General features: G+C 69.3%; 26 protein-coding genes. 7 read left to right on the top strand and 19 right to left on the bottom strand.

The features are described from left to right. Positions 1 to 33: 33 nt before the first annotated feature. Positions 34 to 1281: an MFS transporter gene (locus OG558_RS21465; protein ID WP_405071842.1), complete on the top strand. Its 1248-nt coding sequence runs from the start codon at positions 34 to 36 to the stop codon at positions 1279 to 1281. A gap of 108 nt (positions 1282 to 1389) precedes the next feature. On the opposite strand, the gene OG558_RS21460 is transcribed toward OG558_RS21465, so the two are convergent. The 8 genes from OG558_RS21460 to hpnC are packed head-to-tail and all read right to left on the bottom strand — an operon-like array spanning position 1390 to position 11624. Continuing rightward, the gene (locus OG558_RS21460; RefSeq protein WP_405071841.1) at positions 1390 to 3174 is read right to left on the bottom strand and encodes a 1-deoxy-D-xylulose-5-phosphate synthase; all 1785 of its coding nucleotides are present in this window, start codon (positions 3172 to 3174) and stop codon (positions 1390 to 1392) included. Further along, positions 3171 to 4169: an adenosyl-hopene transferase HpnH gene (gene hpnH, locus OG558_RS21455; RefSeq protein ID WP_405072190.1), complete on the bottom strand. Its 999-nt coding sequence runs from the start codon at positions 4167 to 4169 to the stop codon at positions 3171 to 3173. Before hpnH ends, OG558_RS21460 begins: the two co-directional genes overlap by 4 nt. An 8-nt stretch (positions 4170 to 4177) precedes the next feature. Next, the gene (ispH, locus tag OG558_RS21450) at positions 4178 to 5644 is read right to left on the bottom strand and encodes a 4-hydroxy-3-methylbut-2-enyl diphosphate reductase (protein WP_405071840.1); all 1467 of its coding nucleotides are present in this window, start codon (positions 5642 to 5644) and stop codon (positions 4178 to 4180) included. Beyond that, positions 5641 to 7548: a squalene--hopene cyclase gene (gene shc / locus OG558_RS21445; protein ID WP_405071839.1), complete on the bottom strand. Its 1908-nt coding sequence runs from the start codon at positions 7546 to 7548 to the stop codon at positions 5641 to 5643. Before shc ends, ispH begins: the two co-directional genes overlap by 4 nt. Next, complete coding sequence (locus OG558_RS21440; protein ID WP_405071838.1) at positions 7545 to 8558, bottom strand: polyprenyl synthetase family protein; 1014 nt, start codon at positions 8556 to 8558, stop codon at positions 7545 to 7547. Before OG558_RS21440 ends, shc begins: the two co-directional genes overlap by 4 nt. Beyond that, on the bottom strand, positions 8555 to 9892 hold the full coding sequence (gene hpnE, locus OG558_RS21435) for a hydroxysqualene dehydroxylase HpnE (RefSeq protein WP_405071837.1): 1338 nt from the start codon (positions 9890 to 9892) through the stop codon (positions 8555 to 8557). Before hpnE ends, OG558_RS21440 begins: the two co-directional genes overlap by 4 nt. Continuing rightward, positions 9889 to 10752 carry a presqualene diphosphate synthase HpnD gene (gene hpnD, locus OG558_RS21430; RefSeq protein WP_405071836.1) on the bottom strand — a complete coding sequence of 288 codons (864 nt, stop codon included), beginning with the start codon at positions 10750 to 10752 and terminating at the stop codon, positions 9889 to 9891. The genes hpnE and hpnD overlap by 4 nt, the downstream gene beginning before the upstream one ends. Continuing rightward, positions 10749 to 11624 carry a squalene synthase HpnC gene (gene hpnC / locus OG558_RS21425; protein WP_405071835.1) on the bottom strand — a complete coding sequence of 292 codons (876 nt, stop codon included), beginning with the start codon at positions 11622 to 11624 and terminating at the stop codon, positions 10749 to 10751. Before hpnC ends, hpnD begins: the two co-directional genes overlap by 4 nt. A gap of 176 nt (positions 11625 to 11800) precedes the next feature. Here hpnC and OG558_RS21420 point away from each other — a divergent pair, with 176 nt between their 5' ends. Then, a complete protein-coding gene (locus OG558_RS21420) occupies positions 11801 to 12985 on the top strand; it encodes a helix-turn-helix domain-containing protein (protein WP_329474701.1) in 1185 nt (394 codons plus the stop codon). On the opposite strand, the gene OG558_RS21415 is transcribed toward OG558_RS21420, so the two are convergent. The 4 genes from OG558_RS21415 to OG558_RS21400 form a co-directional block, all read right to left on the bottom strand. Next, positions 12941 to 14245: a wax ester/triacylglycerol synthase domain-containing protein gene (locus OG558_RS21415; RefSeq protein ID WP_405071834.1), complete on the bottom strand. Its 1305-nt coding sequence runs from the start codon at positions 14243 to 14245 to the stop codon at positions 12941 to 12943. The two genes, OG558_RS21420 and OG558_RS21415, sit on opposite strands and share 45 nt — an antisense overlap. Positions 14246 to 14272: 27 nt before the next feature. Then, positions 14273 to 15016, bottom strand: coding sequence for an SDR family NAD(P)-dependent oxidoreductase (locus OG558_RS21410; protein WP_405071833.1), 744 nt, complete (start codon positions 15014 to 15016; stop codon positions 14273 to 14275). A gap of 85 nt (positions 15017 to 15101) precedes the next feature. Next, positions 15102 to 15566 (bottom strand): hypothetical protein, encoded by a 465-nt coding sequence (locus OG558_RS21405; RefSeq protein ID WP_405071831.1) that lies wholly within the window; start codon positions 15564 to 15566, stop codon positions 15102 to 15104. Positions 15567 to 15676: 110 nt separating this feature from the next. Beyond that, complete coding sequence (locus OG558_RS21400) at positions 15677 to 16144, bottom strand: SRPBCC family protein (protein ID WP_405071829.1); 468 nt, start codon at positions 16142 to 16144, stop codon at positions 15677 to 15679. A 215-nt stretch (positions 16145 to 16359) separates the two neighbouring features. On the opposite strand from OG558_RS21400, the gene OG558_RS21395 reads away from it, so the two are divergent. From OG558_RS21395 to OG558_RS21385, 3 genes are all read left to right on the top strand, one after another. Continuing rightward, a complete protein-coding gene (locus tag OG558_RS21395) occupies positions 16360 to 16659 on the top strand; it encodes a hypothetical protein (protein WP_405071828.1) in 300 nt (99 codons plus the stop codon). A gap of 61 nt (positions 16660 to 16720) precedes the next feature. Next, on the top strand, positions 16721 to 17452 hold the full coding sequence (locus tag OG558_RS21390; RefSeq protein WP_405071827.1) for a GAF and ANTAR domain-containing protein: 732 nt from the start codon (positions 16721 to 16723) through the stop codon (positions 17450 to 17452). Between the two features lie 49 nt (positions 17453 to 17501). After that, entirely contained in the window at positions 17502 to 18230 is a 729-nt protein-coding gene (locus OG558_RS21385) for a GAF and ANTAR domain-containing protein (RefSeq protein ID WP_405071826.1), read from the top strand. Positions 18231 to 18439: 209 nt separating this feature from the next. Here OG558_RS21385 and OG558_RS21380 read toward each other — a convergent pair whose 3' ends face one another. The 6 genes from OG558_RS21380 to OG558_RS21355 form a co-directional block, all read right to left on the bottom strand. Continuing rightward, the gene (locus OG558_RS21380) at positions 18440 to 19111 is read right to left on the bottom strand and encodes a GAF and ANTAR domain-containing protein (RefSeq protein ID WP_405071825.1); all 672 of its coding nucleotides are present in this window, start codon (positions 19109 to 19111) and stop codon (positions 18440 to 18442) included. A gap of 50 nt (positions 19112 to 19161) precedes the next feature. Continuing rightward, a complete protein-coding gene (locus OG558_RS21375) occupies positions 19162 to 20109 on the bottom strand; it encodes a YihY/virulence factor BrkB family protein (RefSeq protein WP_405071824.1) in 948 nt (315 codons plus the stop codon). Beyond that, a complete protein-coding gene (locus OG558_RS21370; RefSeq protein WP_405071823.1) occupies positions 20109 to 20741 on the bottom strand; it encodes a DUF3618 domain-containing protein in 633 nt (210 codons plus the stop codon). The genes OG558_RS21375 and OG558_RS21370 overlap by 1 nt, the downstream gene beginning before the upstream one ends. Beyond that, entirely contained in the window at positions 20717 to 21142 is a 426-nt protein-coding gene (locus OG558_RS21365) for a phage holin family protein (protein WP_405071822.1), read from the bottom strand. The genes OG558_RS21370 and OG558_RS21365 overlap by 25 nt, the downstream gene beginning before the upstream one ends. A gap of 1 nt (position 21143) precedes the next feature. Next, positions 21144 to 21830, bottom strand: coding sequence for a hypothetical protein (locus OG558_RS21360; protein WP_329474687.1), 687 nt, complete (start codon positions 21828 to 21830; stop codon positions 21144 to 21146). A gap of 237 nt (positions 21831 to 22067) precedes the next feature. After that, the gene (locus OG558_RS21355) at positions 22068 to 23045 is read right to left on the bottom strand and encodes a GlxA family transcriptional regulator (protein ID WP_405071821.1); all 978 of its coding nucleotides are present in this window, start codon (positions 23043 to 23045) and stop codon (positions 22068 to 22070) included. 92 nt (positions 23046 to 23137) lie between these two features. Between OG558_RS21355 and OG558_RS21350 the strand changes: the two genes are divergently transcribed. Further along, positions 23138 to 23935 (top strand): dienelactone hydrolase family protein, encoded by a 798-nt coding sequence (locus OG558_RS21350; RefSeq protein WP_405071820.1) that lies wholly within the window; start codon positions 23138 to 23140, stop codon positions 23933 to 23935. Positions 23936 to 24007: 72 nt separating this feature from the next. Beyond that, positions 24008 to 24637, top strand: a complete 630-nt coding sequence (locus tag OG558_RS21345; RefSeq protein ID WP_405071819.1) for an MSMEG_1061 family FMN-dependent PPOX-type flavoprotein — start codon at positions 24008 to 24010, stop codon at positions 24635 to 24637. Here the strand turns inward: OG558_RS21345 and OG558_RS21340 are convergent. Next, on the bottom strand, positions 24634 to 25374 hold the full coding sequence (locus tag OG558_RS21340; RefSeq protein ID WP_405071818.1) for an SDR family NAD(P)-dependent oxidoreductase: 741 nt from the start codon (positions 25372 to 25374) through the stop codon (positions 24634 to 24636). The two genes, OG558_RS21345 and OG558_RS21340, sit on opposite strands and share 4 nt — an antisense overlap. Between the last annotated feature and the right edge of the window lie 79 nt (positions 25375 to 25453).

Here is a 25453-nt window from a genome sequence, read left to right as displayed (position 1 = left end):
TCAGGCGATTGAGTCTGGAGTGAGAAGCGGTCCGTGGCAGTCGACAACCCCAGGGTTCCGCTGCGGCGGAACCGGCCGTTCGCGTTCTTCTGGTTCGCCCAGCTGCTCTCCAATGCCGGGTCGCAGGTCAGCGAGCTCGCGATCCCGTTGATCGCCGTCCTCACGTTGTCCGCCGGACCGACCGCGATGGGGATCCTGACGGCGCTCGAGGCGCTGCCGAGTCTGCTGCTCGGGTTGCTTCTCGGCGTCTTCGTCGACCGCATCCGTCGGGGCCGAACGCTGTTCTGGTGCAACGTCGGGCAGGGCGTGCTGATGGCCACGGTTCCGTTGGCTGCCGCCTTCGACCTGCTGACCATGGCCCAGCTCTACATCGTGACCTTCGCTGTCGGTTCTCTGGCCCTCGTTTACAGCCTCGCCCACACGGCCTACATCCCGGCGCTGGTCAAGGATCGGCGGCAGTTGACGGCGGCGAACAGCAGCATCGCGTTGACCGACTCGATCACGTCGGTCGCCGGGCCGGGGCTCGGCGGCGTGCTGGTCCAACTGCTCACGGCTCCCGTCGCGATCGCCGTCGACAGTGCCTCCTTCTTCGTCGCCGCCTTCCTCCAGGCCTGCGGGCGAGGACCCGACCCGCTGCCGACGGCCGAGAAGAGCCGGTTCGGTCTGTCCGTTCGGGCCGGGTTCGCAGCGTTCCGTCGCCAGTCCGGGATCGTCGCCATCACAGTCGGCAAGGGCAGTCTCGACTTCTTCCACTGGGGAGTCCTTGCCCTCTACATCTTGTACGCCGTCCGCGAGCTCGGACTGTCGCCGGCCGAGATCGGGGTGATCGCCGCGATCGGCTCCCTCGGCCCACTCCTGGCCGGCGTGATCACGACTCCGGTCAGCCGCCGGTTCGGAACCACCTGGACCTCGGTCGTCGCCGCGGTCCTCCTCGGCGGCGATCTGCTGATCCCGCTCGCAGGTGGGCCGACCATCGTCGTGATCGCGACCATCGGCCTGGGGCAACTACTGCTCGGGCTGGGTGTCGTCTACCTGATCATCGTCCGGTCGACCATGCTGCAACACACCGTCGAGCCGCACCTGCTCGGCCGCGTCGGCTCCGTGATCCGGCTCGTCGAATGGGGTCCGGGCCCGCTCGGCGGTCTCTTCGGAGGCCTGCTCGGCGCCGCCATCGGGCTTCGGCCGGCGTTGCTCATCCTCGGCATCGGCACCTTGTCCGCCGTTCCCTGGGTCGCGGTGGGAGCGGCCCGCGGACACCTCACTCTGCCGGACGAACGGTAAGGCGACCGTCCCGCCATGGGACCGGGGAGGGTTTTACCCCCGGAACGGCACAAAATCCTCCCTAGATCCACACCCCCATGTCTCGCAGCCGCCAGTGGTGGGGCAGCGCTAGCTCAGATGGCGGGTGACCGCGTGCGTGATGCCGTCGGCGTCGAGGCCGTGCGCGTGCAGCAGGTCCGCACGCTCCCCCGCGGCGACGAACTCACCGGGTAACCCGAGCGTGATGAGCTCAGGGCGTGCCGCCGTACGCCGGAAGGCCCGTCCGAGCGCTTCCCCGAAACCACCGGTCACGGTGTTGTCCTCGATCGTCACCACCACGCGGTGCTCGCCGGCGAACCGGACGAGTTCGGGATCGACCGGGATGATCCACCGGGGATCGGCGACGGTCGCGTGGATTCCCAGCTGCCGCAGCCGGCGCGACGCCTCTACGGCCGCCGCCGCCAGCGGACCCACCGGCACCAGCAGCACCTCGCGGACCTCCGGCCGATTGTCGGTCAGCAGTTCGGCCGCACCGATGGTGCCGGTGGCGCGCAGGACAGCTCCGCCCCGTCCGCGCGGGAACCGAAGCATGGTGGGACCAGCCTCGTGATCAACGCAGGCACGCAGGAGGAGCCGCAGCTGCTGAGTGTCCCTGGGCGCCGCGATCCGCATGCCGGGCACCAGTCCGCACAGCGCCAGATCCCACATCCCGTGGTGCGACGGACCGTCCGGACCCGTGATGCCGGAGCGGTCGAGGACGAAGGTGATCGGCGCCCGGTGCAGCGCCGCATCCATCAGGACCTGGTCGAAGGCGCGGTTGAGGAAGGTCGAGTAGATCGCGACCACGGGATGCAGCCCAGCGGTCGCCAGCCCGACCGCCGACGTCACCGCGTGCTGCTCGGCGATCCCGACGTCGAACACCCGCGAGGGATACCGGCACGCCATCGGAAACAGTCCGGTCGGCCGCATCATCGCGGCTGTCACGGCGACCACGTCCGGACGCTCGTCCGCGATCGCCACCAGTTCCTTCCCGAACACATCTGTCCAGGCGGGTCCGTGGACCTGGCTGGTGGCAGCCGCCGGGTTGACCGTGTGATGGTGGTCGGCCTCGTCGAGTTCGGCGGCAGCATGGCCGGCGCCCTTGCGGGTGAGGCAATGCACCACGACCGGATGCTGGAGGAGGGCGGCGGTCCGCAACGCCGCCTCGACGGCCAAGGTGTCGTGACCGTCGACCGGACCGAGGTAGGCCAGACCAAGCTGCTCGAAGACGTTGCCCCGGGCGGTGCCCGTACTCAACGCGCGCAACTGGACGGCCAGCGATCCGGCGGTGGGTTCGTACGATCGCCCGTTGTCGTTGAGGACGATCACGACCGGCCGGTCCGGCGCGGCCGCGATGTTGTTGAGCGCCTCCCAACACATCCCACCGGTCAACGCACCATCACCCACGACCGCGACGACCCGCCGTTCGAGCGAGCCGGTGAGCTGGAACCCCTTCGCCAGGCCGTCGGCGTACGAGAGCGCGGTCGAGGCGTGTGAGTTCTCGATGACGTCGTGCTCGCTCTCGGTCCGGCTCGGGTAGCCCGACAGCCCTCCCGCCTGGCGCAGGGTGTCGAAGCGACCGAGCCGGCCGGTGAGCATCTTGTGCACGTACGACTGATGACCGGTGTCCCAGACGATGACGTCCTGCGGCGATGTGAAGACGCGGTGCAGCGCGATCGTCAGCTCGACGACACCGAGGTTCGGGCCGAGGTGACCTCCGGTCCGGGTGACGAGGCGGACGAGCTCGGCCCGGATCTCGTCGGCAAGTCCACGGAGCTCAGCCGCAGGTAACCGCCGGAGATCCGCCGGTGAAGTCAGCGTGTCCAGGAGCCGAGTGCTGGGGCGTGGCCGCTCGTCGACACCCGGCGCGCTCATGATCCGACCGCGGCACGGATGGTCTCCCGCAGCGACCCCATGGTCGCGACCACCGCCGTCGGCTCGTAGCCGCAGTGCGCCATACAGTTCGCACACCGCGGATCCTTGCCCCGGCCGTACGCCGACCAGTCCGTGTCCTCGAGCAGTTCCTTGTACGTCCCGACGTACCCGTCCTCCATCAGGTAGCACGGCCGCTGCCAGCCCTTCAGCGAGTACGACGGGATCGCCCACGCCGTACAGGCGAAGTCGGTCTTGCCCTCGAGGAAGTCCAGGAACAGCGGCGAGTGGTTCAGCCGCCACTTCTTCCGGCGGCCACCGGCGAACGCCTTCGCGAACAGCTGCCGGGTCTCCTCGGGACCGAGCCAGTGCTCCTGGTCCGGCGCCTTCTCGTACGCGAACCCGGGCGAGATCTGCATGTTGTCGACGCCGAGCTCGTCGTTCAGATAGTCCAGTACGTCGATCACGTCCTGCGGCGTGTCCGTGTCGAAGAACGTGGTGTTGGTCATCACCCGGAACCCGGCCGCCTGGGCCTGCTTGATCGCGGCGACCGCCTCGTCGAACACACCGTCCTTGCAGACCGACGCGTCGTGGCGCTCACGCAGCCCGTCGATGTGGACCATCCAGGCGAAGTTGCGGTGCGGCGTGAACTTGTGCAGGTGCTTGGGCAGCAGCAAGGCGTTCGTACACAGGAAGACGATCTTCCGGCGGGCCAGCAGTTGCCGGACGATCTCGTCGATCTGCTTGTGCATCAACGGCTCGCCGCCGGCGATCGACACCATCGGTGCGCCGCTCTCCTCGATCGCGGCGACCGCCTGCTCGACCGGCATCCGCTGCTTGAGGACCGAGGCGGGATGCTGGATCTTGCCGCAGCCGGCGCAGGCCAGATTGCAGGCGAACAACGGCTCGAGCTCGACCAGCAGTGCGAACTTCTCCCGTCGCAGCAGCTTCTGCCTGAGCAGATAACCACCGAGGCGGATCGACTGACGCAGTGGCATGGCCACGGTCAGCTCACCTCCCTGGGCAGGGTGAATCGGATGTCCTCGTCGGCGACGCTGATCTCGGTGACCGCGACCCGGCCGAGACCGGACAGGCAGCGGACCAGATCGTCGACAAGCTGAGGTGGTGCGGATGCTCCCGCGGTGATGCCGATCCGACGTACGCCGCGCAACCAGTGCAGGTCGACGGCGCTCGCGTCGTCGACGAGGTACGCCGGGACCCCATCGAACGCGGCGACCTCCGCGAGCCGGTGGGAGTTGGAGGAGTTCGCCGATCCGAGGACGAGCACGAGGTCGGCCTCCCGGGCGACGGCTCGGACGGCCTGCTGCCGGTTCGTGGTGGCGTAGCAGATGTCGTCATTGCGCGGGCCGTCGAGCGCGGGGAAGCGATCCCGGAGAACGGCCGCCGTCTGCTCGGCCTCGTCGACGGCGAGGGTGGTCTGCATGACGTAGGAGACCCGCCGCGGATCGGCGACGCGCACCCGCCCGGCCTCGTCCGGATCGGCCACCACGACCACCTGGCCGAGCGCCTCACCCTGGGTGCCGACGACCTCCTCGTGATCACGGTGCCCGATCAGGAACACTGTGTTGCCCCGAGCAACAAAGCGGCGTACCTCGCTGTGCACCTTCGCGACCAGCGGGCAGGTGGCGTCGATCACCCGGAGGTTGCGGGCCGCGGCGTCGGTCCGGACCTGCGGGGCGACGCCGTGGGCGGCGAGCACCGTGACGCTGCCCTCGGGAACCTCGGCGACCTCCTCGACGAAGACCGCGCCGCGTCTCTGCAGTTCACGCACGACGTGGCTGTTGTGCACGATCTGCCGGCGGACGTACACCGGCGGGCCGTACTTCACCAGCGCACGTTCCACGATCTCGATGGCGCGCTCGACGCCCGCGCAGAAGGATCTCGGGCCGGCGAGCAGGACCTCGCGATCGCCGGTCGCGGCCGCCCAGGCGTCGATGACGGGAGCGGCGCGACGCAGGGCCCACAAGGCCTTCGGCCCCCGCACGAGCGTCCCTGGACGGAGCAGGCGATGATCCGGCGTGTCGACGACGGCACGGATCACCGCTGCCTGTCCGGGAGGTGCGGCGGCGGCGACCAGTGCGGATTCGGTGTCGGCCGCCAAGGCTCCGGTTGCTGCGAGTGTACGGCGAGCATCCGGCGCGTCGACGATTCGCCGGGTCGTCACGATCGGCCCGTGATGGACCCGCACACCGGCCCGTCGCAACGCACCCACGAGCAGCGGGGACGCGTGACTGGGCAGGGGTTCGGCGTCGCCCCGGATCTCGTCCGCGACGACCAAGTCGCCGGGCCGGAGTTCGTTGCCGAGAGCACCGGCCACGCCGGCGACCAGGACTGGCTGTCCATCAGTCAGGCGGCCGCTGGACGAACGTCCGGTGCGTACGACGTCGGCCGTGAGCCGGTCGTGGAGTGCGAGCCACTCGGACCACAACGGCGTACTGACGATTCCGGTCATCGGGTGCTCCGCGCGACATAGCGGCCGAGCGCCCAGATCGGGAAGACGAGCCGGTAGATCTCGTAGTTGATGTAGAAGTCGCCGGGGAAGCCGGTGCCCGTGTAGAGGTCCTCGTCCCAGCCGCCGTCCGAGCGCTGAGTACGGACGAGATACTCGACGCCTCCGTCGACCGCGGCCGAATGCTCGCCCGCGGCAAGTAGCGCGAGCAGCGCCCACGCCGTCTGCGAAGCGGTCGACTCACCCCGGCCGATCCACGCGGGATCGTCGTACGAGCGTAGGTCCTCGCCCCAGCCGCCGTCGTCGTTCTGGTGATCCTCGAGCCAGCGGACCGCCGCTCGAACCGCAGACGCGTCGGCGGACATGCCCGCGGCGATCAGGGCCGGGACGACAGCGCCCGTGCCGTAGACGTGATTGGCGCCCCAGCGGCCGAACCACGAGCCGTCGGCCTCCTGCGCGTCGAGCAGCCACCGTACGCCGCGACGGCACGGCTCCTCGTCCGTACGACCCTCAGCCGCGAGCATCTCGACCACGTGGGCGGTGACGTCGGCCGACGGTGGATCGATGACGGCGCCGAAATCGCAGAAGGGCAACGCGTTCGCCAGTGTGTGGGTGTTGTCGGCGTCGAACGCACCCCACCCGCCGTCGCGCGACTGCATCCCGGTCGTCCACACCACCGCACGATCGATCACGGCCCGCACCCGGGCTGGATCCGGATGACGCACGCGGCGCAGGGCAAGCACGATCTCGGCGGTGTCGTCGGTGTCGGGATAGTTGTCATTGGCAAACTCGAAGGCCCAGCCGCCCGAGGGCAGCTCAGGCCGGCGCACCTGCCAATCACCTCCGGCCCGGATCTCTTCGCCCAGCAACCAATCGGTCGCCTTGAGGACAGCCGGATCGTCGGCCGGAACACCCGCGTCCAGCAACGCAGCAAGAGCAAGCCCCGTGTCCCACACCGGCGACTGGCAGGCCTCCAGCCACCGGACAGGTCCGTCGGGCGAGGAGGCACGGACGGTGAACCCGTCGAGCCCTTCGATACCGGCGCGCACCGCGGGATGATCGAGCGGATAGCCCATCAGGTGCAGTGCGATGAGCGAATACACCCACGGCGGCTGGATGCCGCCCCAGCCGCCGTCGGCCTCCTGGCGCGCCAGAATCCACTCGACGGCGAGGCGCATCGCCTTCTGCCGCAGGCGTTTGAGCGGTAGGCGACGATTGCCGTGCAGCACGGTGTCGAGGCGCTCGAAGAACCCAGAGATGCTGTACGCCGGTTGCCGTGGCGGCCGCGGAGTCCCGGTCTTCAACTCGGCGATGCCGAAATCCACCGGATGCACGGGCTCAAGGGCACTCACGATGGTAAGCGGCACGATCGTCTGCCGAGCCCAGCAACCCCAGTTGTAGATGTTGAGCGGCGCCCACGCCGGCAAGTACACGATCTCCGGCGGGAGCGCCGGACAGTCGTCCCAACTCCACAATCCGAACAGCGCGAGCCAGATATGGGTGAAGACGCGAGCCCGCTCGACCCCGCCCTCGGACTTCACGAACTCGGCAGCCCTTCGCAGCTGCGGGGTATCGGGCTGATCACCGGCGAAACGCAGGGCAACCCAAGCCTCGACCGTGGTCGACAGATCGCCCGGCCCGCCGTGGAACGTCGCCCACGAACCATCGGCCCGTTGCTGGGAACGAATCCAGCGAGCGGTCTCCTCGTTCGTCCGCGGCGTGGCGATGCCGAGGAACGTCCGCAGCATCAGATCCTCGGCGTCCATCGTCACGTTGGTCGCGAGCAGGCCCTTCCACCAGCCGTCCTCGTGCTGGCGCCCGCGCAGGTGTTCCACGGCCGCGTCAAGGGCAGACCGTACGCCGGCCGTCGTACCGATCGCTGGATCGACGCGTTCGCCAGCGGTCATGACTGCCGCTCGATCACGAAGCGGGCGAGCTCACCGAGCCGATTGCGGGCGATGTCGTCGAGCTGTGTGTCGTCGAGAGCCTGCTCGGCCAGACCGATGCGGTCCCGCGCTTCCTGGACGGCCCAGTCCCGGCCACCAGCCCGCTCGATCAACTGGGCGGCGTACCGGAGCTCGTCCTCCGTCGGACTGCCGTCGCGACACAGCCAGGCGGCCAGCTCCCGCCCGGCGTCGCCACCATGATCGAGCGACCAAGTGACCGGCAAGGTCTTCTTGCGCGCGATCAGATCGGAGAACACCGGCTTGCCCGTGACCTCGGGGGATCCCCAGATCCCGAGCAGGTCGTCGACGAGCTGGAACGCCATCCCAAGCTCGGCACCGAACCTGGACAACCCGCCGACCACGACCTGCGGCGCACCGACCAGGATCGCGCCGATCGCGGCGCTGACTCCAAGCAGAGCTCCGGTCTTGCCCGCTGCCATGTCGAGGCACTCGTCCAGCGTCACGTCGTTGCGTTGCTCGAAGGCCAGATCCAGCACCTGCCCGCGAATCAACTCCCGGGTCGCGATCGCCAGCGCCCGGCCGGCCGCTTGTCCGTCCGGAGACTCACCCTCGGTCAACACCTCGTGGGCCAGGGACAGGAGCGCGTCACCAGCCAGTACGGCGGTCGCGTCACCCCAGACCGCCCACACGGTCCGGCGATGGCGGCGTTCGGTGTCGCGATCCATCAGATCGTCGTGCAGCAAGGAGAAGTTGTGGACGAGCTCGACCGCGACCGCGCCCGGCAACCCCGGTTCGGGCCGGCCGGTGACCGCCTCGGCGGCGAGCAGTGCGAGCGCGGGCCGCAGGGTCTTGCCCGGGTTCGCCACAGTCGGCGTCCCGTACTCGTCGGACCAGCCGAGGTGGTACGAGACGACCAGCCGGGTGAACGGATCGAGGCGCTCGACGGCCAGGCGCAAGGCCGGTGCGACCATGCCACGACTGCGGTCGAGGGTTTCCGCGGTGATCGTCATACAACTGCCTCCCGACGTTCTGCGGGGCGTCGTTCGAGCAGTGCGGCCACTGCGGCCTCACCACTGCGGACGGCGCCCTCCATGGTTGCGGGCCAGCCGGTGTCGGTCCACGCACCGGCGAGGTAGAGACCGGGCAGCGCCGTACGCGCCGATGCACGCAGGCCGGACGTGCCCGGCCGCTGCCGGAACGTGGCCTGCCGCTCCCGGGTGACGAAGAACTCCAGGACCCGCGCGTCGGTGATCCGCAGCAGTCGCTCCAGGTGCGGCAGCAAGCGGTCACGCAGCTCCGGGACCGGTGTGTCGATCAGGTCGTCGGCCGCCGACAGCGACACGGCGATGTACTGTCCTCGGCTGAGTCCGGCCTGACGGGTGCGGTCGAACACCCACTGCAGCGGGCTGTCGACAGCCGCGAAGAAAGGCTCCTCGAGCACGACCCGGTCGTAGATGACGTGCAGGTTCACGATCGGCGTACTGCCCAACTCCTCCGCCCAACCCGACTCCAGCTCGACCGCTCGGGCCGGCACGAGCGTCTCCGCAGCCGCCGGCGGAACCGCGAGTACGACGTCGTCGAACGCAGCACCGTCAATGGTCCAGCCGTTGCCTGCCGGTACGACGTCGCGGACCTTGGATCGGGTCCGCACGGTCACTCCCGCAGCCGTCAGCGCACGCGCCGCCGCGTCGCCGTGCAGTTCCTGCAGCGGCACCAGCGACCAGCCGATGTCCGCCGCCGCGGCGGACTCCAGCAGCCCGAGTTGGAAGACCGTCGCGGCCAGCGCCAGGGAAGCCCGCTCGGCCGGAGCATTCAGGGTCGCGATGCCGATGAGGTCCCAGACGGTCTCGATGGCCCGCTGATCCTGCCCGTGCGCGGTGAGCCAATCTCCGAAGGACTGCCGATCGACCTCGGGATCCGTGCGATCCACCCGGCCCAGCGCCAGCGCCCCGCGCACGACCCGCGCCCGAGCCGCCGGGCTCAACCACCGATACCGCGCCAAGGTCGACCCCAGGTGAAGAGGCGCAGGCAATCCGGTCCGGCGAAGTCGCCCGGCCCGCACATCGAGCTCACTGCGAACCGGTACGTCGAGCCGGTCCTGCACCGTCACCCGGTCAGAGACGCCCAGCCGCTCCAGAAAGCCCTGGTACGCCGTGCAACACCGCAAGAACACGTGTTGGCCGTTGTCGATCCACAGTCCGTCGCGCTGGAACGAGTGCGTGAGACCACCGAGCCGGGGACGTGCTTCGAACAACGTGACCGCAAAGCCTTCGTCGGCGCATCGCAGTGCCGCGGTGAGGCCCGCCAGGCCACCGCCGACCACTCCGACGCGCCGGGCGGTCATCGCCGTCCTCCTCCGGCCAGGGCGGTCACGGCGACGCGCGCCTTCTGGGCGACGCTCAGCGACAGCCGCTGGTCGTAGACGAGAACCGGATCGCCGGCGATCCGGCCCAGCAGATGGTGATAGATGCCGGCCATCGCCCGGCAGCACGCCGCGCTGCGCCGGTCGAGGTGCGGGACGAGCCGCAGGCCGAGCGAATACCAGTCGCCGGCGCGACCGGCGGCGTACCGGATGTAGGCGGCGAGCCGGCCGGCCGGGTCCTCCAGCGTGCCGAGGTCGTCGACGCGCAGGTCCACGCCGTACCGATCGAGCTCGTCCTGCGGGAGATAGACGCGACCGTTGCCGAGGTCTTCGCGGATGTCGCGCAGGATGTTGGTCTGCTGCAGGGCGATCCCGAGCTGGTCGGCGTACAGGGACGTTCTCGGGTCGGTGGTGCTGCTGCCGAAGATCGACAGGCACAGCCGGCCGACCGACCCCGCGACGTGCCGGCAGTACACGACGAGTTCGTCGAAGTCGGCGATCCGGACGTCGCCCAGGTCCAGCTGGACACCGTCGATGAGTTCCTCGAACGCGCCCAACGGCACCGGGAATCGGCGGGCGGAATCGTTCACCGCGGCCAGCACCGGGTCGCTGCTGTCGGCCAGCCTGCCAAGGTCCTTGCGGACCCCGGCGAGGGCCGTCTCCTTGTCCGCGGTCGCGTCGTCGCCGTCCCCGATGTCATCGATCCGGCGCGCGAGCGCGTAGATCGCACAGAGCGCGGAACGTTTGTCCGGCGGGAGCAGGCGGATGCCGTAGTAGAAGTTGCCGGCCTCGGTCCGGGTGATCTGCTCGCAGGTGGCGTACGCCTGCTCGATCGTGCTCATCGCGCCGCCCGCCGGCTCGCCAGCAGGCCGACGGCGCGCATCGCCGTCGTACGGCGCGACGGCCGGGCGGATCGGGCGAGCACGTCGCCCTCGGTCTGCCTCAGCGCCGACACGGTGGCCTGTCCTCCGGCCACGAAACCGGCCACGCTGACCTTGCCCCATCCCTGCAGTTGCCGCACGATCGCCGTCCCTTCAGCGAGCAGACCGGCGGCCCGCTCGATCTCGAACCGCATCAACTCTCGAAGTTGTGGACCCGCGCTCTGCTGATCGAGGTCGTTCTCGGCGACGCCGTACCGGCGCAGATCTTCCTGGGGGAGGTACGCGCGACCGGCCCGCCTGTCCTCACCGACGTCCTGCCAGTGCTCGAGCAGTTGCAGCGCGGTGCACACCTGGTCGGATCGCGCGATGGTCTCCGGGGTCGCCTGCCCGAAGATCTCCAGCACCATCCGGCCGACTGGTTCGGCCGACAGGGCGCAGTACCGGCGGAGGTCGTCGAAGGTTTCGTAACGCGACACCACCTGGTCCTGCAGGTTCGCCTCGATCAGCCGCTCGAACGGCTCGGCCGACATCCGTCGGGCGTGCACAGTCGGGGCCAGCCTCCGCAGTACGGCGTCCGACGGCTGACCGCCCGACCAAATCGTGCCGAGGTCCGCGGCCAGCTCGTGCAGCCGGGCCGTCCGGTCACCGGTGAACGTGTCGCCGATCTCGTCGACCATCCGGGCATAGCCGTAGATCGCGTGCAGGTGGTCACGATGCCGGCGCGGCAGGAAGCGCAGGGCGACGGGGAAGTTCTCGGCGTTCTCGCGAGTACGCAGCGCTTCCTCGCCGGTTGACGGGGAAGTGCCGGACGGCCGGGGACGCGAGCTCGCCATATCAGCCATCTTCGGTCCGTCCGGATCGCCAGGTCTGCCGCCGCCGGAGTGATTCCTGGACCTGAAAATTGTCACGACCGTACAATCCGGAGCAGGGCCGCCCGTTCGGACTCGCAGCAGGAACGGTCGGTCGGCGACATCGGCGCGAGGGTGCGAGGGGGCACACGAGACAGCAGATGACCACGGACGCGGCGCAGGGCCGGGCGCAACTGGAGCTTGCCCTCGACAGCCGGCTGCCGGAGCTGATCGCCGAGGTGCGGGATCTGCTCGCCGACGGCTGGCCGGAGTACGCCGCGTTCCTCGACCAGAACCCGGACGGCATGCAGCAGGCCGCCGAGCTGTTCGTCCATCGGCTCCTCGACATGGCCGAGCACGGCCGGTCGGCGTCCCGGATCGACCGGCTCGAAGGCGCGCAGACGATCCAGATCGTGTTCGAGCAGATCGGCCGCCGCCAGTGGCAGGCCGGCGAGGATCTGACCCGCCTACTCACCGCCTACCAGCTCGGCGCCCGGACCGCCTGGCGGCATGTCTCTGCCACCGCGCTGGCCCTCGAGGTCCGGCCGGACGTGCTGGCCGCGCTCGCCGAAGCCGTCTTCGACTTCATCAACCAGCTCTCGTCGGCGTCCGCGCGCGGCTACGTCCTGGAACAGGGCGAGGACGCCTCGGCCCGGGAACGTAGCCGCGAGGAACTGGCCGACCTGCTGCTGTCCGATCGCTCGGGCATGACCGCGATCCGGGAGGCGGCCGCGCGGGCGAACTGGCCGCTGCCCACGACCGGGGCCGTCGTCCTGGTGGACGCGAACGCCGACGTCGCGCGGCGGGTGCTGTCCCACGTGGACGCCGGATCGCTGCCGGTGCGGCACGAACAACTGTCCGGCCTCATCGTCCCCGATCCCGGCCTGTCCGGCCGCCGGGAGCAACTGCGGCGCGCCCTCCGGGGAGCGAACGCGGTGGTCGGCCACACCGTGCCGCTGGAGTACCTGCCGCGCAGCGTCACGATCGCGCAGATCGCCGTACGGCTCAAGCAGCAAGGCATTCTCACCGACGACCCGGTGTTCGCCGACGAGCATCTCGACACGATCATCGTCCATCGCGACGAACGCCTGATGGGATTCCTCCGCGAGCAGTTGCTCGCGCCGCTCGACGACCTCCCGGCCGGCGCCCGGGAACGGCTGATCGAGACCCTCACCGCCTGGCTGCGGCACATGGGCGACCGGACGGCGATCGCCGAGGAACTGCACATCCACCCGCAGACCGTGCGCTACCGGGTCGCCCAGCTGCGCGAACGGTTCGGCGATCAGCTGGACTCGCCGCGGTCACGTGCGCGTCTCTTCCTCGCGCTCGTGTGGCCGATGCGGTGAGACGTTCAGGACGTGCGCCATCCGGGCGGCGAGGACGTCCGCGTCGAAGACCGCCGGATCAGTGGCCAGACCGATCCCGAGCGAGCCGGCCCAGCTCAGCGCGCCCGCGGCGATCGGGGACCCGGGCGCCAGCGGCAGGATCGGGTAGACCGACGCGATCGTGATCCCGTCCATCGACAGGGGCAGCGTCGAGCCCGGCATGTTCGACACGATGGCGTGGAAGAACCGGCGCCCGTAGACGGTCCGGGCGAACCACCCGGCCAGCGGCTCGGGCAACGCGCGCAGGCCGGTCGCCATCACGAACCGCGAGGCCACCGCCCGGCTCGGCGTCCGCAAGCGCCCGGTGCGCCGGCTGATCTCGAGGACCAGCTCGTCGAACGGACGGCCGTCGAGCGGCACCTCGACCATCACGGCCGCGGTCGCGTTGGTCTCCGCCGCCGAACCGGAATCGCGCACCATCAACGGCACCGCGACCCGCATCCGGCCGCGCAGCCGGGTGGCGACCTCGGGATGGGTGGCGGCGACCGCCTCGGCGACCAGACCGAGGACGACATCGGTCACCCGGACACTCCGATCCGACGCGGCCCGCCGTACGGCGGAGAGGTCGAGAGCGGCCGTGGCGAACTCCCGTCGTGCCGATCCGCTGTCCAGACGTGCTCCCGCTCCGCCGTCGGTGGCCAGCTGGGCGAGTCCGGCGATGGTTGCGCCAAGCAACTTTGCGCGACCGGGCGCCGGACTGCGGAGGCCGGGCAGCTCGATCCGCGGCCGGAGCAGGTTCAGTGCCTGGATCACGGTGCCGATCCCGTCCGCGACGGCGTGGTGCAGCAGCAGGATCATCGCCGAAGCTCCCGGCGCCGCGTCGCGGACCATCACGAGTCGCCACAGCGGACGGTCGCGGGGCATCGGGGTCTCGGCCAGCTCGGCGATGATCCGCCGTACGCCGGCCGGACCGTCCGCCGAGCGGCGTTCGCTGACGTGCCACGACCAGTCGATCTCGGCGACGTCGATCCACCGCTGCCGGCGCCAGCGCGACCGCGGCCCCAACCGCTGGCGGAACCGGGGCAATCGGTCGAGCTCACCCTTCACCAGCTCGGTCACTCGCTCGAGCGACAACGCGTCGCCCTCGCTCGGCTCGAACACGACCAGCCCACCGACATGCTGAGGTGCCGCGGCTGTTTCTACCTGCAGGAAGAAGCCGTCACTCGACGGCACCACCACGCCCGCGCGGGCGGCCCGATGCGTCGATCCTCCGTCGGCCACGCATTTGTCATAGCACAAGCAGTCCGGTCACCCGGACCGGATCGACTCCCCGAATCGGGTGGCGAGTCGCCGGAAGCCGGCTGGAAACAGCGCCCGGACGACGGCCGCGAGCCGGATCCAGCGCGGGATCCACGTCTCGGCCCGGTCCTGCTCGATCGCACGGACGACGGCTCGTGCGACCGCCGCCGGCTCGACCGGTCGCGGTACGCGCCGGTCGTAGGCGCGACCCCGGGTGGCGAAGAAGCCGGTGTCGACCGCCGCGGGAACGACGACGCCGACCTGGACGCCCGTCCCTGCCAGCTCCAGCCGCAGACTCTCCGCGAACGCGTCCAGCCCCGCCTTCGCCGCCGCGTAGACCGCCTCCCCCGCGACGCCGGTCCGCCCCGCGACGGACGTCACCAGCACCAGACAGCCGGTACGACGCTCGACCATCCCCGGCACCAGCAGTCGGGCCAGCCGCATCGTGGTGGTCAGATCCACGGTGATCAGGTCCGCGATCTCCTCGTCGCTCATCTCGACGAACGGCCCGGACCACCCCTGACCGGCGTTCGCGATCAGCACATCCAGCCGTCCATGCGCGGCCAGGGCTTCCCCGGCCAGCGACTGCACAGCGCCGTACTCACGCAGATCGGCCTGCACCGCAACGCCGTTGACCTGATCCGCGACGTCCTGCGTACGCCGTACGTCGCGCCCGTGCACCACGACCACCGCCCCGGCCGACGCGAGCTCGAGACAAACGGCCCGCCCGATCCCGGCCGACCCGCCAGTCACCAACACCACCGCGCCGCCCAGCTCCAAGGCCCACCTTCCAGTGCTCCCGACCGCGCTGACTCACGATACTCGCCCGGTGGACGCCTCAACCGCCGGCGGCACTCCGGTCCTCGGCCAGCTGGATCAGTGATTCGGCAACCATCACGCAGCGCTCCTCGGCGCGAGATCGGGCCGGTCCGGCGTATCTCAACCGAGCCGAGGCGGTGATCGGATCCGCTCTGACCTCGATCAGGCTCCCTCCCGGTCGTGGCTGCACCCTGATCGTCAACCGGATCCAGCCACCCAGTCCACTCCGCAGGCGGAGGACCAGCTCCTGAGGTGGCAGCCACGACTCGACGACCGCCACGGTCAGGTGACGGTCGTAGGAGTGCCTGCCGTGCGGCTCCCGATCGGTGTCCTTCCGGACGATGCTGCCGGTTTCCGGCCACCTCCGGTCGGCGTCGACAGGTGTGGGAACGCCGACCACCCAATCTTCGAACAGCTCGGCCGTCGCGACAACCGCCATCACAGCCTCGGCGCTCACCGCGCCGAAGCGCCACGCCATCACCATCGAAGAACTCTCGGTCGATCAGACATCCGACGGCCTGTTTATCAGTCACGCGGACCAGGAGCGATCACATCCGGCGAGTCCCGGCCAAGTGTTGCCGTCAATCGGCCGCGTCACCCCGGGTAGGTGGACTGGGTTCTGTGCAGGCCGGCGCGTGATTCGGCCAAGTAGGCGAGGCGACGCAGGGTTTCGGTGTTGCGCCAGTGCAGGACGGGGTCGACGGCGAGATGCGGAAGGACGTGCACGGGACCTTCGCTGGTCTCTTCGCGCATCACCAGGAGGCAGCCGTCGGGACGGGTGGTGGTGACGAACTCGACCCGGCCGGCGCCGGCCGGCCAGACGCGGACCTTGATCACCAACCGGTGGTCCGGCTCGAACTCCTCGACCGTGGTCACGTCGTTCACCATGAACGGCCAGACACCGACCGAGTGGTGAAGACTCGTCCCGGGCGCCGGAAACCCTTGGTCGACCGACCGGACGCGCGCGGCGCCGACCACCCACCCGGCGTACGACCACCCGTCGCCCAGCACGGCGAACACATCCGCGCTCGAGGCCCGCACCACCCACTCGTTCTCACTCATGCCTGACCTGTACCCACTACGCACGCAACCGGAGCAGGCGCCACTGATCACTTCAGTGAGGGCCGGCGCCGATGACAACCGCGCCGTGGTGGCGCATGCTCGAAGTCTAGGGATCCCCGCAGTTGTGCGGTCGGCCGCAGCGGGTACCTGTACGGCAGCGCTTGCCCCGGACCACGGCACCTTCTCCACAGTACGACGGCTGAAGAGGTGACCCCATGGCCTCGGCAACGACATCCCCCGCGTGGCGATCCACCGCGGTGGCGCGGGCCTACGGTGGCTCGGCGCACGGACAGTGCTGGGCGATCGAAGGCGAGGACCCACCGGCGGAAGTCGCGGTCGTCCCGGACACTCCGATCTACCGGCTGATCCACCATCCCCGCACCCACCAGCCCGCCAAGGACCACCTGGGCAACTACCTCTACATGCCGGTCGGCCCGCAGGCCGACGGCAGGGCGCCGGAGCGCCCGGTGGACTTCGCTCCGTACGCCAGGCAGGCTGAGGCGGCGACGTCATGACCGGATCGGCCGGTCGGGTGGTGCAAGACGCGCGGATGACGACTCCGAGGTGAGCTGATCCGTGGCATCACCGCGAGTCCGGCAGATCCTCCTCGAGGTCCTCACCGATCCCCCCGGCCGGACCAGCACGGCCGAGCAGATACTGCGGCGTCTGTGCACAGCTTTGATCGCCGCGCTGCCCGTCGACGGCGCGGGCATGGCGTTGATGACGGCGGCCGGCCATGCGGGTCTCCTGGTCGCCAGCGACGCACCGGCGGCTGCGATGGAAGACCTGCAACAGACCCTCGGTGAGGGTCCGTGCCTGGACGCCTCACGGGGCGGCAGGCCGGTCCTGCTGCCGGATCTGGTCCAGTCCGGGACGACCCGGTGGCCGGCCTTCACCATGTCTGCCGCCGACGCCGGAATCGCCGCGGTGTTCGCCTTCCCCCTCCAGGTCGGTGCGATCCAGCTCGGTGTGCTCGACCTGTACCGCAGTACCACCGGCTCGCTGGACCGGCTCGAGCTCGCCGAGGCACTCGACTTCGCGGCCGCCGCCACCACGATCCTGCTCGAACTGCAGCACGGCACTCCCATCGGGCAGTTGCACCCGCTGCTGGCCGACGCCGCCGACGGGCGCCGCGAGATCCATCAGGCCACCGGGATGGTCTCGGTCCAGGCTGCCATCGGGCTGACCGAGGCGCTGCTGCTGCTGCGAGCAAGGGCCTATTCGACCGGGCGGCCGCTGCTCGATATCGCGCGCGATGTTGTGCACCGGCGGCTCAACTTCCCACCCGACAGCGATAATGATGAGTAGGCGGGGCGATGCGAGGATTCGACCAATCGACCGGGAAAGGAACCAGGTCATGACCAGAGAGCAGCGCCTAGGGCGGGTCTTCGTCGAGCTCGCCGATACTCTTGTCGACGACTTCGACGTCATCGATCTGATGCACCTGCTGTGTGAGCGCAGCGTCGAGCTCCTCGACGCCGACGCCGCCGGGCTGATCCTGGCCGACCAGCACGGTCTGTTGCAGGTGATGGCCTCGACGACCGAGGAAGCACGGCTGCTCGAGCTGTTCGTCCTGCAGAACGAGGAGGGCCCCTGTCTGGACTGCTACACGACGGGTCAGCAGATCACGAACGTCGACCTCGGCGAGTTCAGCCAGCGATGGCCGCGGTTCCACGCCGCCGCCACGGCCGCGGGTTTCCACGCGACCCACGCGCTGCCGCTCAGGCTGCGCGGCCGGGTCATCGGGGCACTCAACCTGTTCTGCGCCCAGCGCTCGACGCTGACCCGGGAGGACATCGAGCTCGGGCAGGCGCTGTGCGACATCGCCACTGTCGCCTTGCTGCAGGAGCGCGCCATCCGCTCCGGCGAGATCCTCGCCGAGCAGCTGCAGAGCGCCCTGAACAGCCGCATCGTGATCGAACAGGCCAAGGGCATCCTCGCCGCGAGCGCGGGCCTCTCGCTCAACGCCGCCTTCAACCTGATGCGCGCCCACGCCCGCAGCAACCACCTGCACCTCAGCGCAGTCGCCGCAGAAGTCGTCGCCCACACCCTCACCGCCACCGACCTCGAACCCGCCAACGGGTGAGTCAATCGCCGGCCTGGTCGTCGTCCGCTCACGCGAGTACGCCGTACGCAGCGGATCGGCGGCTTCGGTGGTTGGGAAACCGGCTGTTGTGTCGTTTGCGTGGGTCAGCCGTCCTAGAACGACGGCCAGGATCGACTTTGTGCACCAGATCCGTACGCCCAAGGCCCTCCCCGTACGGATCTGGTGCACATAGTGACCGATCCGGACCGCTATCCGCGGGTGGTGGCGATGAGGCGTTTGGCCACTTCTCGCAGTTTGATGTTGCCGTCCTGCGAGAGGCGGGTGAGGAAGGCGAAGGCGCGGTCGTCGGTCAGGTGGTAGCGCTCCATCACGATGCCGACCGCCGTACCGATCGTGGTGCGCGTGTTGACCGCTTCGCGCAGGTTCTGGATCTCGCGGGCATAGTCGATCGCCATCGCCGCCTGGTGCTGGAAGAGCACGCCGAGCGTTCCCAGGTCGCGGAAGGCCCCGACCTGCTTGGCATACAGGTTGAGGGCGCCACGCGACTTCGGAGCATTGAAGAGCGAGAGACCCGCTTGCGCGTGAACGCCGGCCGCCAACGCGCTCACGGCGTACCGGGGAAAGCGCTCGTCCCGGGCCAGATCCGGCGACGCGACGTGCACAGCGTCAGCCGCCGCTTCGTAGCAGGGACCTTCACGCAGGTCGTACTGCGCCTCGTCGAGACCCAACAGGAACTCATCCGTCGGCGCGGCCGTCTCCAGCCGGCCGTCGGCGTGCAGGATAGTGATGCTCGCGTAGTCGGTCTCGGGCAGCGCCTCGACCGCCGCAGCCGTGATGCGACTGAGCGTGTGGTCGAGGTCGCCCGGAGTCAGCGACTTCCCCAGCCGCTGCGCCAGATTCAGGAGTCGGTCCTCATTCACGCCACAACCGGTACCCGAATCGCCCACATGCACGCCGGTACAGCCCAAAGCTACTGCGGGATGGAGTCGGCCTTGACGGCGTTTCGCTCGCCGAGGGGACGCGGCTCACCTTTCGTAGTGTCCCGGGCGGTCTGCTGCTCGGTCTCGGCGTTGATCTCGGCTCCGAGCAGTACGGCGTACGCGGTGAGCCACAGCCACAACATCAGGACCACCACCGCGGCCAGACTGCCGTAGGTCTTGGCGTAGTTACCGAACGTCTCGACATAGATCGAGAAACCGATCGACGCGATCAGCCAGATGACGGTCGCGACCACGGCGCCCGTGGACACCCAGCGGATGCGTGGGGCGTCCCGATCCGGCCCCAGCCGGTAGGTGACCGCGAGCGCCACCGTGATCAGTACGACGGCCAGCACCAGCCGTACCGCCTCGAGCAGGATCCGGACCGGCGTGGCCACATCGTTCCCGATCGCCGCGCCGGCCGTGAACAGGGCGATCGCGAGCAGGACGAAGACGATCGCGCCCAACGTCATGCCCAGTGCCAGGAGCTTGCGGCGGACGAACCCGCGCGTCTCGTCCTCGTCGTACGCGAGGTTGACAGCGGTCAGGAGGTACCCCGCACCTCCTGACGCGCTCCACAACGCAGCCACCACGGCGATCGCGACGCCGATCCCCAGCCCCTGCCGTGGCGCCGAGGTCAGAGCGTCGAGCTGCTGGAGCAGCAGATCGCGCCCTGACGCCGGCATGGCCGCGGTCAGATCCTTGACCTGGTTGCGGATCTGAGTCGGATCCGCGACCAGCCCATAGGCCAACACTCCGGCGACGACGGCAGGAAACAGCGAGAGGAAACCGAAGAACGCGACCCCGGCCGCAAGCAGCGGAACCTGGTCGGCCTTGGCCTCGGCCCAAGCTCGCCGGATCACCTGCCACCAGCCGGTCGCCGGAATCTCGGTCGGCTTCTCGGCATCCAGTCCCGGAACGTCCCGCCGTTCGTCGCTCATCAGCTCGAGGGACCGGCCCGCCGGATGTTGTCCGCCGAGTGCTTGGCATCGTCCGCGACCTGGTGAGCCGCCGAGCGGCTCTCGTCGGCCACGTCGGTCGCTGCCTGGGATGCGGACTGCTTGACGTTCTCGACAGCCTGCTGGGCCGGCTCCTGGAGGTTGTCCTTCACCTCGTGCGCCATCTGGGCGGCCTGCTCCTTCACCGGACCGGCGGCCTCCATCGCCTTGTCCTTGGTGTCCTGCGCCAGGTCGCGTTCCCGCGTCGACGCCGGGAGCGCGGCGGCCGCGACCCATCCGGCCGCGAACGCGATCAGCCCGGCGGCCAGCGGCGTACCGCGAGTCCGGGCCCGGGCCATGTCCGGCGCGGAACTGACAGCGTCACCGACCTTGCTGCCCGCGTCCTGCACGGTCGACACGGCCGAACCGGCGGTATCGCTCACGGATCCGCCCACGGACTCTGCCGAGCCCATCACGTGCTCCTTCAGCCGATGGACCCCACCGCGAGCCCGGTCGACCCGCCGGCCGACGACGCGACCAGGACTGACCTTCTCCGTCAAGGCGTCCACGTCGCGGCCCACGTTGCGCCGCGTCTGCTCGATGTCGCGCTTCAGCTCTTCCGGGTCTTCAGCCATTTCGCATCCTCCTTGAGTGATTCGACCGTCTGGTCGGGTTTCGGATTGACTTCCTGGAGCTCCTTGCGTCCCGTCGTCGCCAGTACGGCGGCCACGACCGCCCAGACGGCGGCAACGATGAGCGCTGCCCAGATGAGATCCATGGCCTCGTCGAGAGCCCACATCACCGTCAAGGAGAGGAAGAGGGCGACCATCCAGCCGGCGAACGCCGCACCGCCGAGCATGCCTGCGCCCTTGCCGGCCTTCTTCGCCTCCGCCTGGAGTTCGGCCTTGGCCAGCGCCAGTTCCTGGCGCGTGAGTTGCCCCAGGTCGGTGGTCAGCTGGGAGACCAGCTGACCGACCGACTCGTCCATCGACAGCCGGGCCGGACTGCTGCCCGGCGGTGATCCGTCGACAGTCATGTCACAGCCCCGGTCCGGGCGAGTACCTGGACTGGACCGGGGCGCCGAGATCCTGGTTGGGCGCAACCGGCGGCGGGACGAGATAGTCGTCGACATCCGCGCCACCGACCGGTTGCCCCGGCATGCCGTTGCCGCTTACCGATCCATTGCTGTACGGCGTACCGCTGCTGCCCGACGCATTGGTGCCGCCTGCTGCCAGGGCACGCGTGAGGCGACCGGCCACGACGCCGGCGGCCGCGGCCACCAGCAGGAACGTGCCAGGCTTGCGCCGCGCGAACCCGCGGACCTCGTCCAGCAGATCGCCAGGCTCGTGCTGCTGCAGGAAGTCCGCAGCCTGATCCGCGAAGCCCGCACCGTGCCGTGCCAGCTGAGCACCCAGGCCGGACTGACCGTGCTCGGCCATCCCGCGCAGCTCATCGCTCACCGAACGGAGTCCGTTCGTGGCCCGGTCCTTCTGCTGGCTCGCCTGCCCGACCAGCTCGTTCCGCGTCTGATGGGCCAGCCGCCGGGTCTGCTCCCGGACATCCGACGTCACGTTCGATGCCTTGTCCTTCACGGTCCCCGCAACCTGACGGGCGGCGTCGGCCGACGTCTCCTTCAACTGCCCGGCTTCGTCCCGGGCTGTCCCGGCGACCCCTTCGGTGGGCGGACTGTCCGAGTCCATCCAATGGTTCGTTGTATGCGTCATGTGACGGCTCCTTCCAGGAGCATTGATTGACGTCGTGGGTCAGCCCGCGCCTGATCCGCCGTACGAGAAAGCACGGCAACACAGGGCTGAGGAGGGTGGCCTGGCTAGGCCTGAGGGCGCAGCATCTCTGCCTCGCAACAAGGACTTACCGAAATGGCACTCTTCCGTACCACCACTGAAACTAGCCGCCCGGTACCCGCCACCAAACGGCCTCACGCAACAATCTGGAGCCCTGGATCAAAGGCCGTCACGACCGCGTCGGAACGCTGCCCGGTATTCGCTGGGCCGCTGGCCCAGCTGCCTGGTGAAGAGAGCCGCAAACGTTCCGGGATTCTTGTACCCGACCGCGGTAGAGATGCTGGTGATGGTCCGGTCCGTGGTCTCCAGGAGATGCCGGGCACGACTCACGCGCGACGCCTGAAGGTAATCGAGCGGGCTCTGGCTGGTCTCGGCCGCGAACCGCCGGAGCAACGTGCGAGTACTGACATCGAAGGCGGCCGCCAACGCGACGAGGTCGTAGCGGTCGGCGAGGTTCTGGTCGAGCTGTCGCATGACCCTTCGGGAGAACTCGCTTCCCGGCTGCGGCAGGAGTGTCGCGTCGACGTACGGCGTCTGCGACGTACGCGCGTCATCGACAAGTGCGACCCTCGCGGTCGTCCTCGCGACCGCCGCACCGTGGTGTTCCCGGATCAGGGCCAGCGCGAAGTCGTACATCGCACTGAACGCGGCCGTCGTCGTCACCCCCGTGTCGGTGACGACCAGTTGCTCGGGCCGGACCTCGGTGTCCGGACAGCGTCGAGCCAGTTCGTCCGCGAAGAGCCAGGACGTCGTAGCTCGGCGCCCCGCGAGAAGGCCGGCCTCGGCGAGCAGGAATGCACCGACGCAGATCGATACAACTGCGTTGCCCGCGGCAACATGCGAGCGGATCACCGCGACTTCCGGGCCGAGCGGCGCAAGCGTCGCGTCCACGTGAACGTCCTGCGCGAGCTCGAACCCCGGCACGACGAGGACATCGACGTCACGTACGGCGGAGACCGCCAACCGCGCACCGCCCGACGCAACGACGTGCCGGCGAGGCGACACGACCGACACCTCGTAGCCGACCTGGTCCGGGCCGGCGACGTGTGTCGCCATGGTCAGCAGATCGGGTACGCCGTACACCTCGGACGCGAAGCAGCCCGGATAGGCCAGCACACCAACCCGCAGGACACTCATCCCTCGGCTCCTCACGTCTTTGGCGAGATTACCGCCAACTATGGCGATCTCGCCTCTCGCGGTCGGCCGATGGATCGCTTCAGGCTGTGCGCATGAGCATCTCGGACTTCTCCCGCCGACTCGTCGACGTGGACGGGGTGGTGAAGACCGTGTATGTCGCGGGCGCCGGGCCGGCCGTGATCCTGATGCCGGAGATGCCCGGCATCAGCCCCGACGTACTGCGGCTGGCGCGGTGGGTGCGAGACGCGGGCTTCACCGTCCAGATCCCTTCGCTCTTCGGGAGTGACGGCGCCTACCCCACGGCCGAGGGAGGCAGGGAAGTTGTCCGGCGCGCGTGCGTCAGTGCAGAGTTCCGTGCGTTCGCCGGGGGCGGCACGAGTCCGGTCACTGCGTGGTTGCGTGGGCTCGCCCGCCAAGCCCACGCGGAATGCGGCGGCCCCGGTGTCGGCGCGATCGGGCTGTGCTTCACGGGCAACTTCGCGCTCACCATGGCGCTCGAGCCGGCCGTCATCGCACCGGTGGTCAACCACCCGTCGCTGCCGCTGGACGACCCGGCCGGACTCGAGCTCAGCGCGGAGGACGCGATCGCGGTCCGGGACCGCATCACCCGCGACGGGCTGACCGTTCTCGCCTACCGATTCGACAGCGACCGCTGGTGCACCGGTCAGCGCTTCGCCGCCTACCAAGCCCTTCTCGGCGACGCCTTCGACGGCCGCGTTCTCCCCGGCAGTACGGCGAATACCAATGCGCCCCCGTTCTTCCGCGAGGTCGTCGAGACACCCCACAGCGTGGTGACCGCCCACCTCGTCGACGAGGCCGGCCACCCCACCCTGAAAGCACGAGACGAGATCCTCACCTACCTGACCGACCGGCTGAGACCCGCCGGGTAGACCACCGACCTGTCACAGGATCCGGACTCCGATCGTCTGATTGTCGACAAGCGTCCGAGCGGCAGGAGCATCATGGAACCGTTGACCCCTGTGACCACCGTCGAGCAGCTCGAGGCGTTCGGCGTACCCAAGCCCTTGGTCCGGGACAAAGTGCTCGGCGCCCTCGAGGACACGCACCGCGAATGGATCGCCGCTGCCAGTCTGGTGTTCGTGGCCACATCCTCGGCCGACGGGCGTTGCGACGTCTCGCCCAAGGGCGACCCAGCCGGGTTCGTGCGCGTGCTCGGCCCGACCCGGCTGGCCATCCCGGAACGCCCTGGCAACCGGCGGATGGACGGCTTCCACAACATCCTCGAGAACCCGCACGTCGGTCTGATCCTGATCGTTCCGGGCCGGAGCGACACCCTGCGCATCAACGGTCGCGCCCGGCTGATCACCGACCTGCCGAACCTCGACGAGTTGGTGGTCAAGGGACACAGACCGTCGCTGGCCCTGCTCGTCGACGTCGAAGAGGTCTTCTTCCACTGCACAAAGGCCTTCCGCCGCTCACACACGTGGATCCCCGAAACCTGGCAACCGACCGCGGCCCCTGCTCCTGCCGACATCGCCCTGGCCCTCTGGCGCAAGGGCCAGCCGGAAGACCAGGTCCGCCGCCGTTACGCCGAACTCGACCGCGAGGACCTCTACTCCGAACAGGACTAGGCGACCGACCTCGCTGACGACTTGGCGGGCTCTGGTGCGAGGGCGGCGAACTGGCGTTCGAGGGCCTTGGCTGCGCTGGAGCGCCAACTGTCAGCCATGGACTCCGACATCGGGTCCGGGAAGATGTCGTCCTCGCCCTTCTCCACACCGTCGAGGATGGCGCGCGCGACGTACTCCGGAGAGGCCTTCGGTACGTCGAGGTCGCGGGACATCTCGGTGTCGACGGGACCGGTCAAGACGGCGTGGACGCTGACGCCCTGGCCGGCCAGGAGGCCGCGCAGCGACTGCGACAGGGAGAACGCGGCCGCCTTCGAGAGCGAGTACGACGGAATCAGCGGCAGCGGCGCGAACGCCATCACCGACAACACGTTGACGATCGCTCCCCCGGAACCGACCAGCAACGGCAGGAAGGCCTGGGTCACGCCGTACGTGCCGTAGAGATTGACGTCGAGGCTCTGTTCGATCGCGGCCCGGTCGCCGAGGTCGTCGTACAGCGCGATGCCGGCGTTGTTGATCAGGACATCGAGCGATGCGACGCTCTCGACCGCCGCCTGGATCTGCGTCGCGTCAGTCACGTCCAGAGTGAGAGGCGTGACCCGCTCATCCGAGTGGACCAGCGGCCGACGCGTGCCGGCGTACACCCGTCTCGCGCCTCTCTTCAAGGCGTCCTCGACCAGCGCCTGACCGATGCCGCGATTGGCGCCGGTGACCAGCACTGTCTTGTCTGCGATTGTCATTGCACCGTCTCCTAGTTGAGGAATTCGAGCTGTCGAGGAGGTAGACAGCACGGCGCCGGGAAACTGGTCGCGCGCCGAC

Origin of the sequence: Kribbella sp. NBC_01510, assembly GCF_045040325.1 — a bacterium.
Classification (GTDB): domain Bacteria; phylum Actinomycetota; class Actinomycetes; order Propionibacteriales; family Kribbellaceae; genus Kribbella.
The sequence above is the reverse complement of the archived record's forward strand: the minus strand, read 5'-3'. Positions and strand labels throughout refer to the sequence as shown.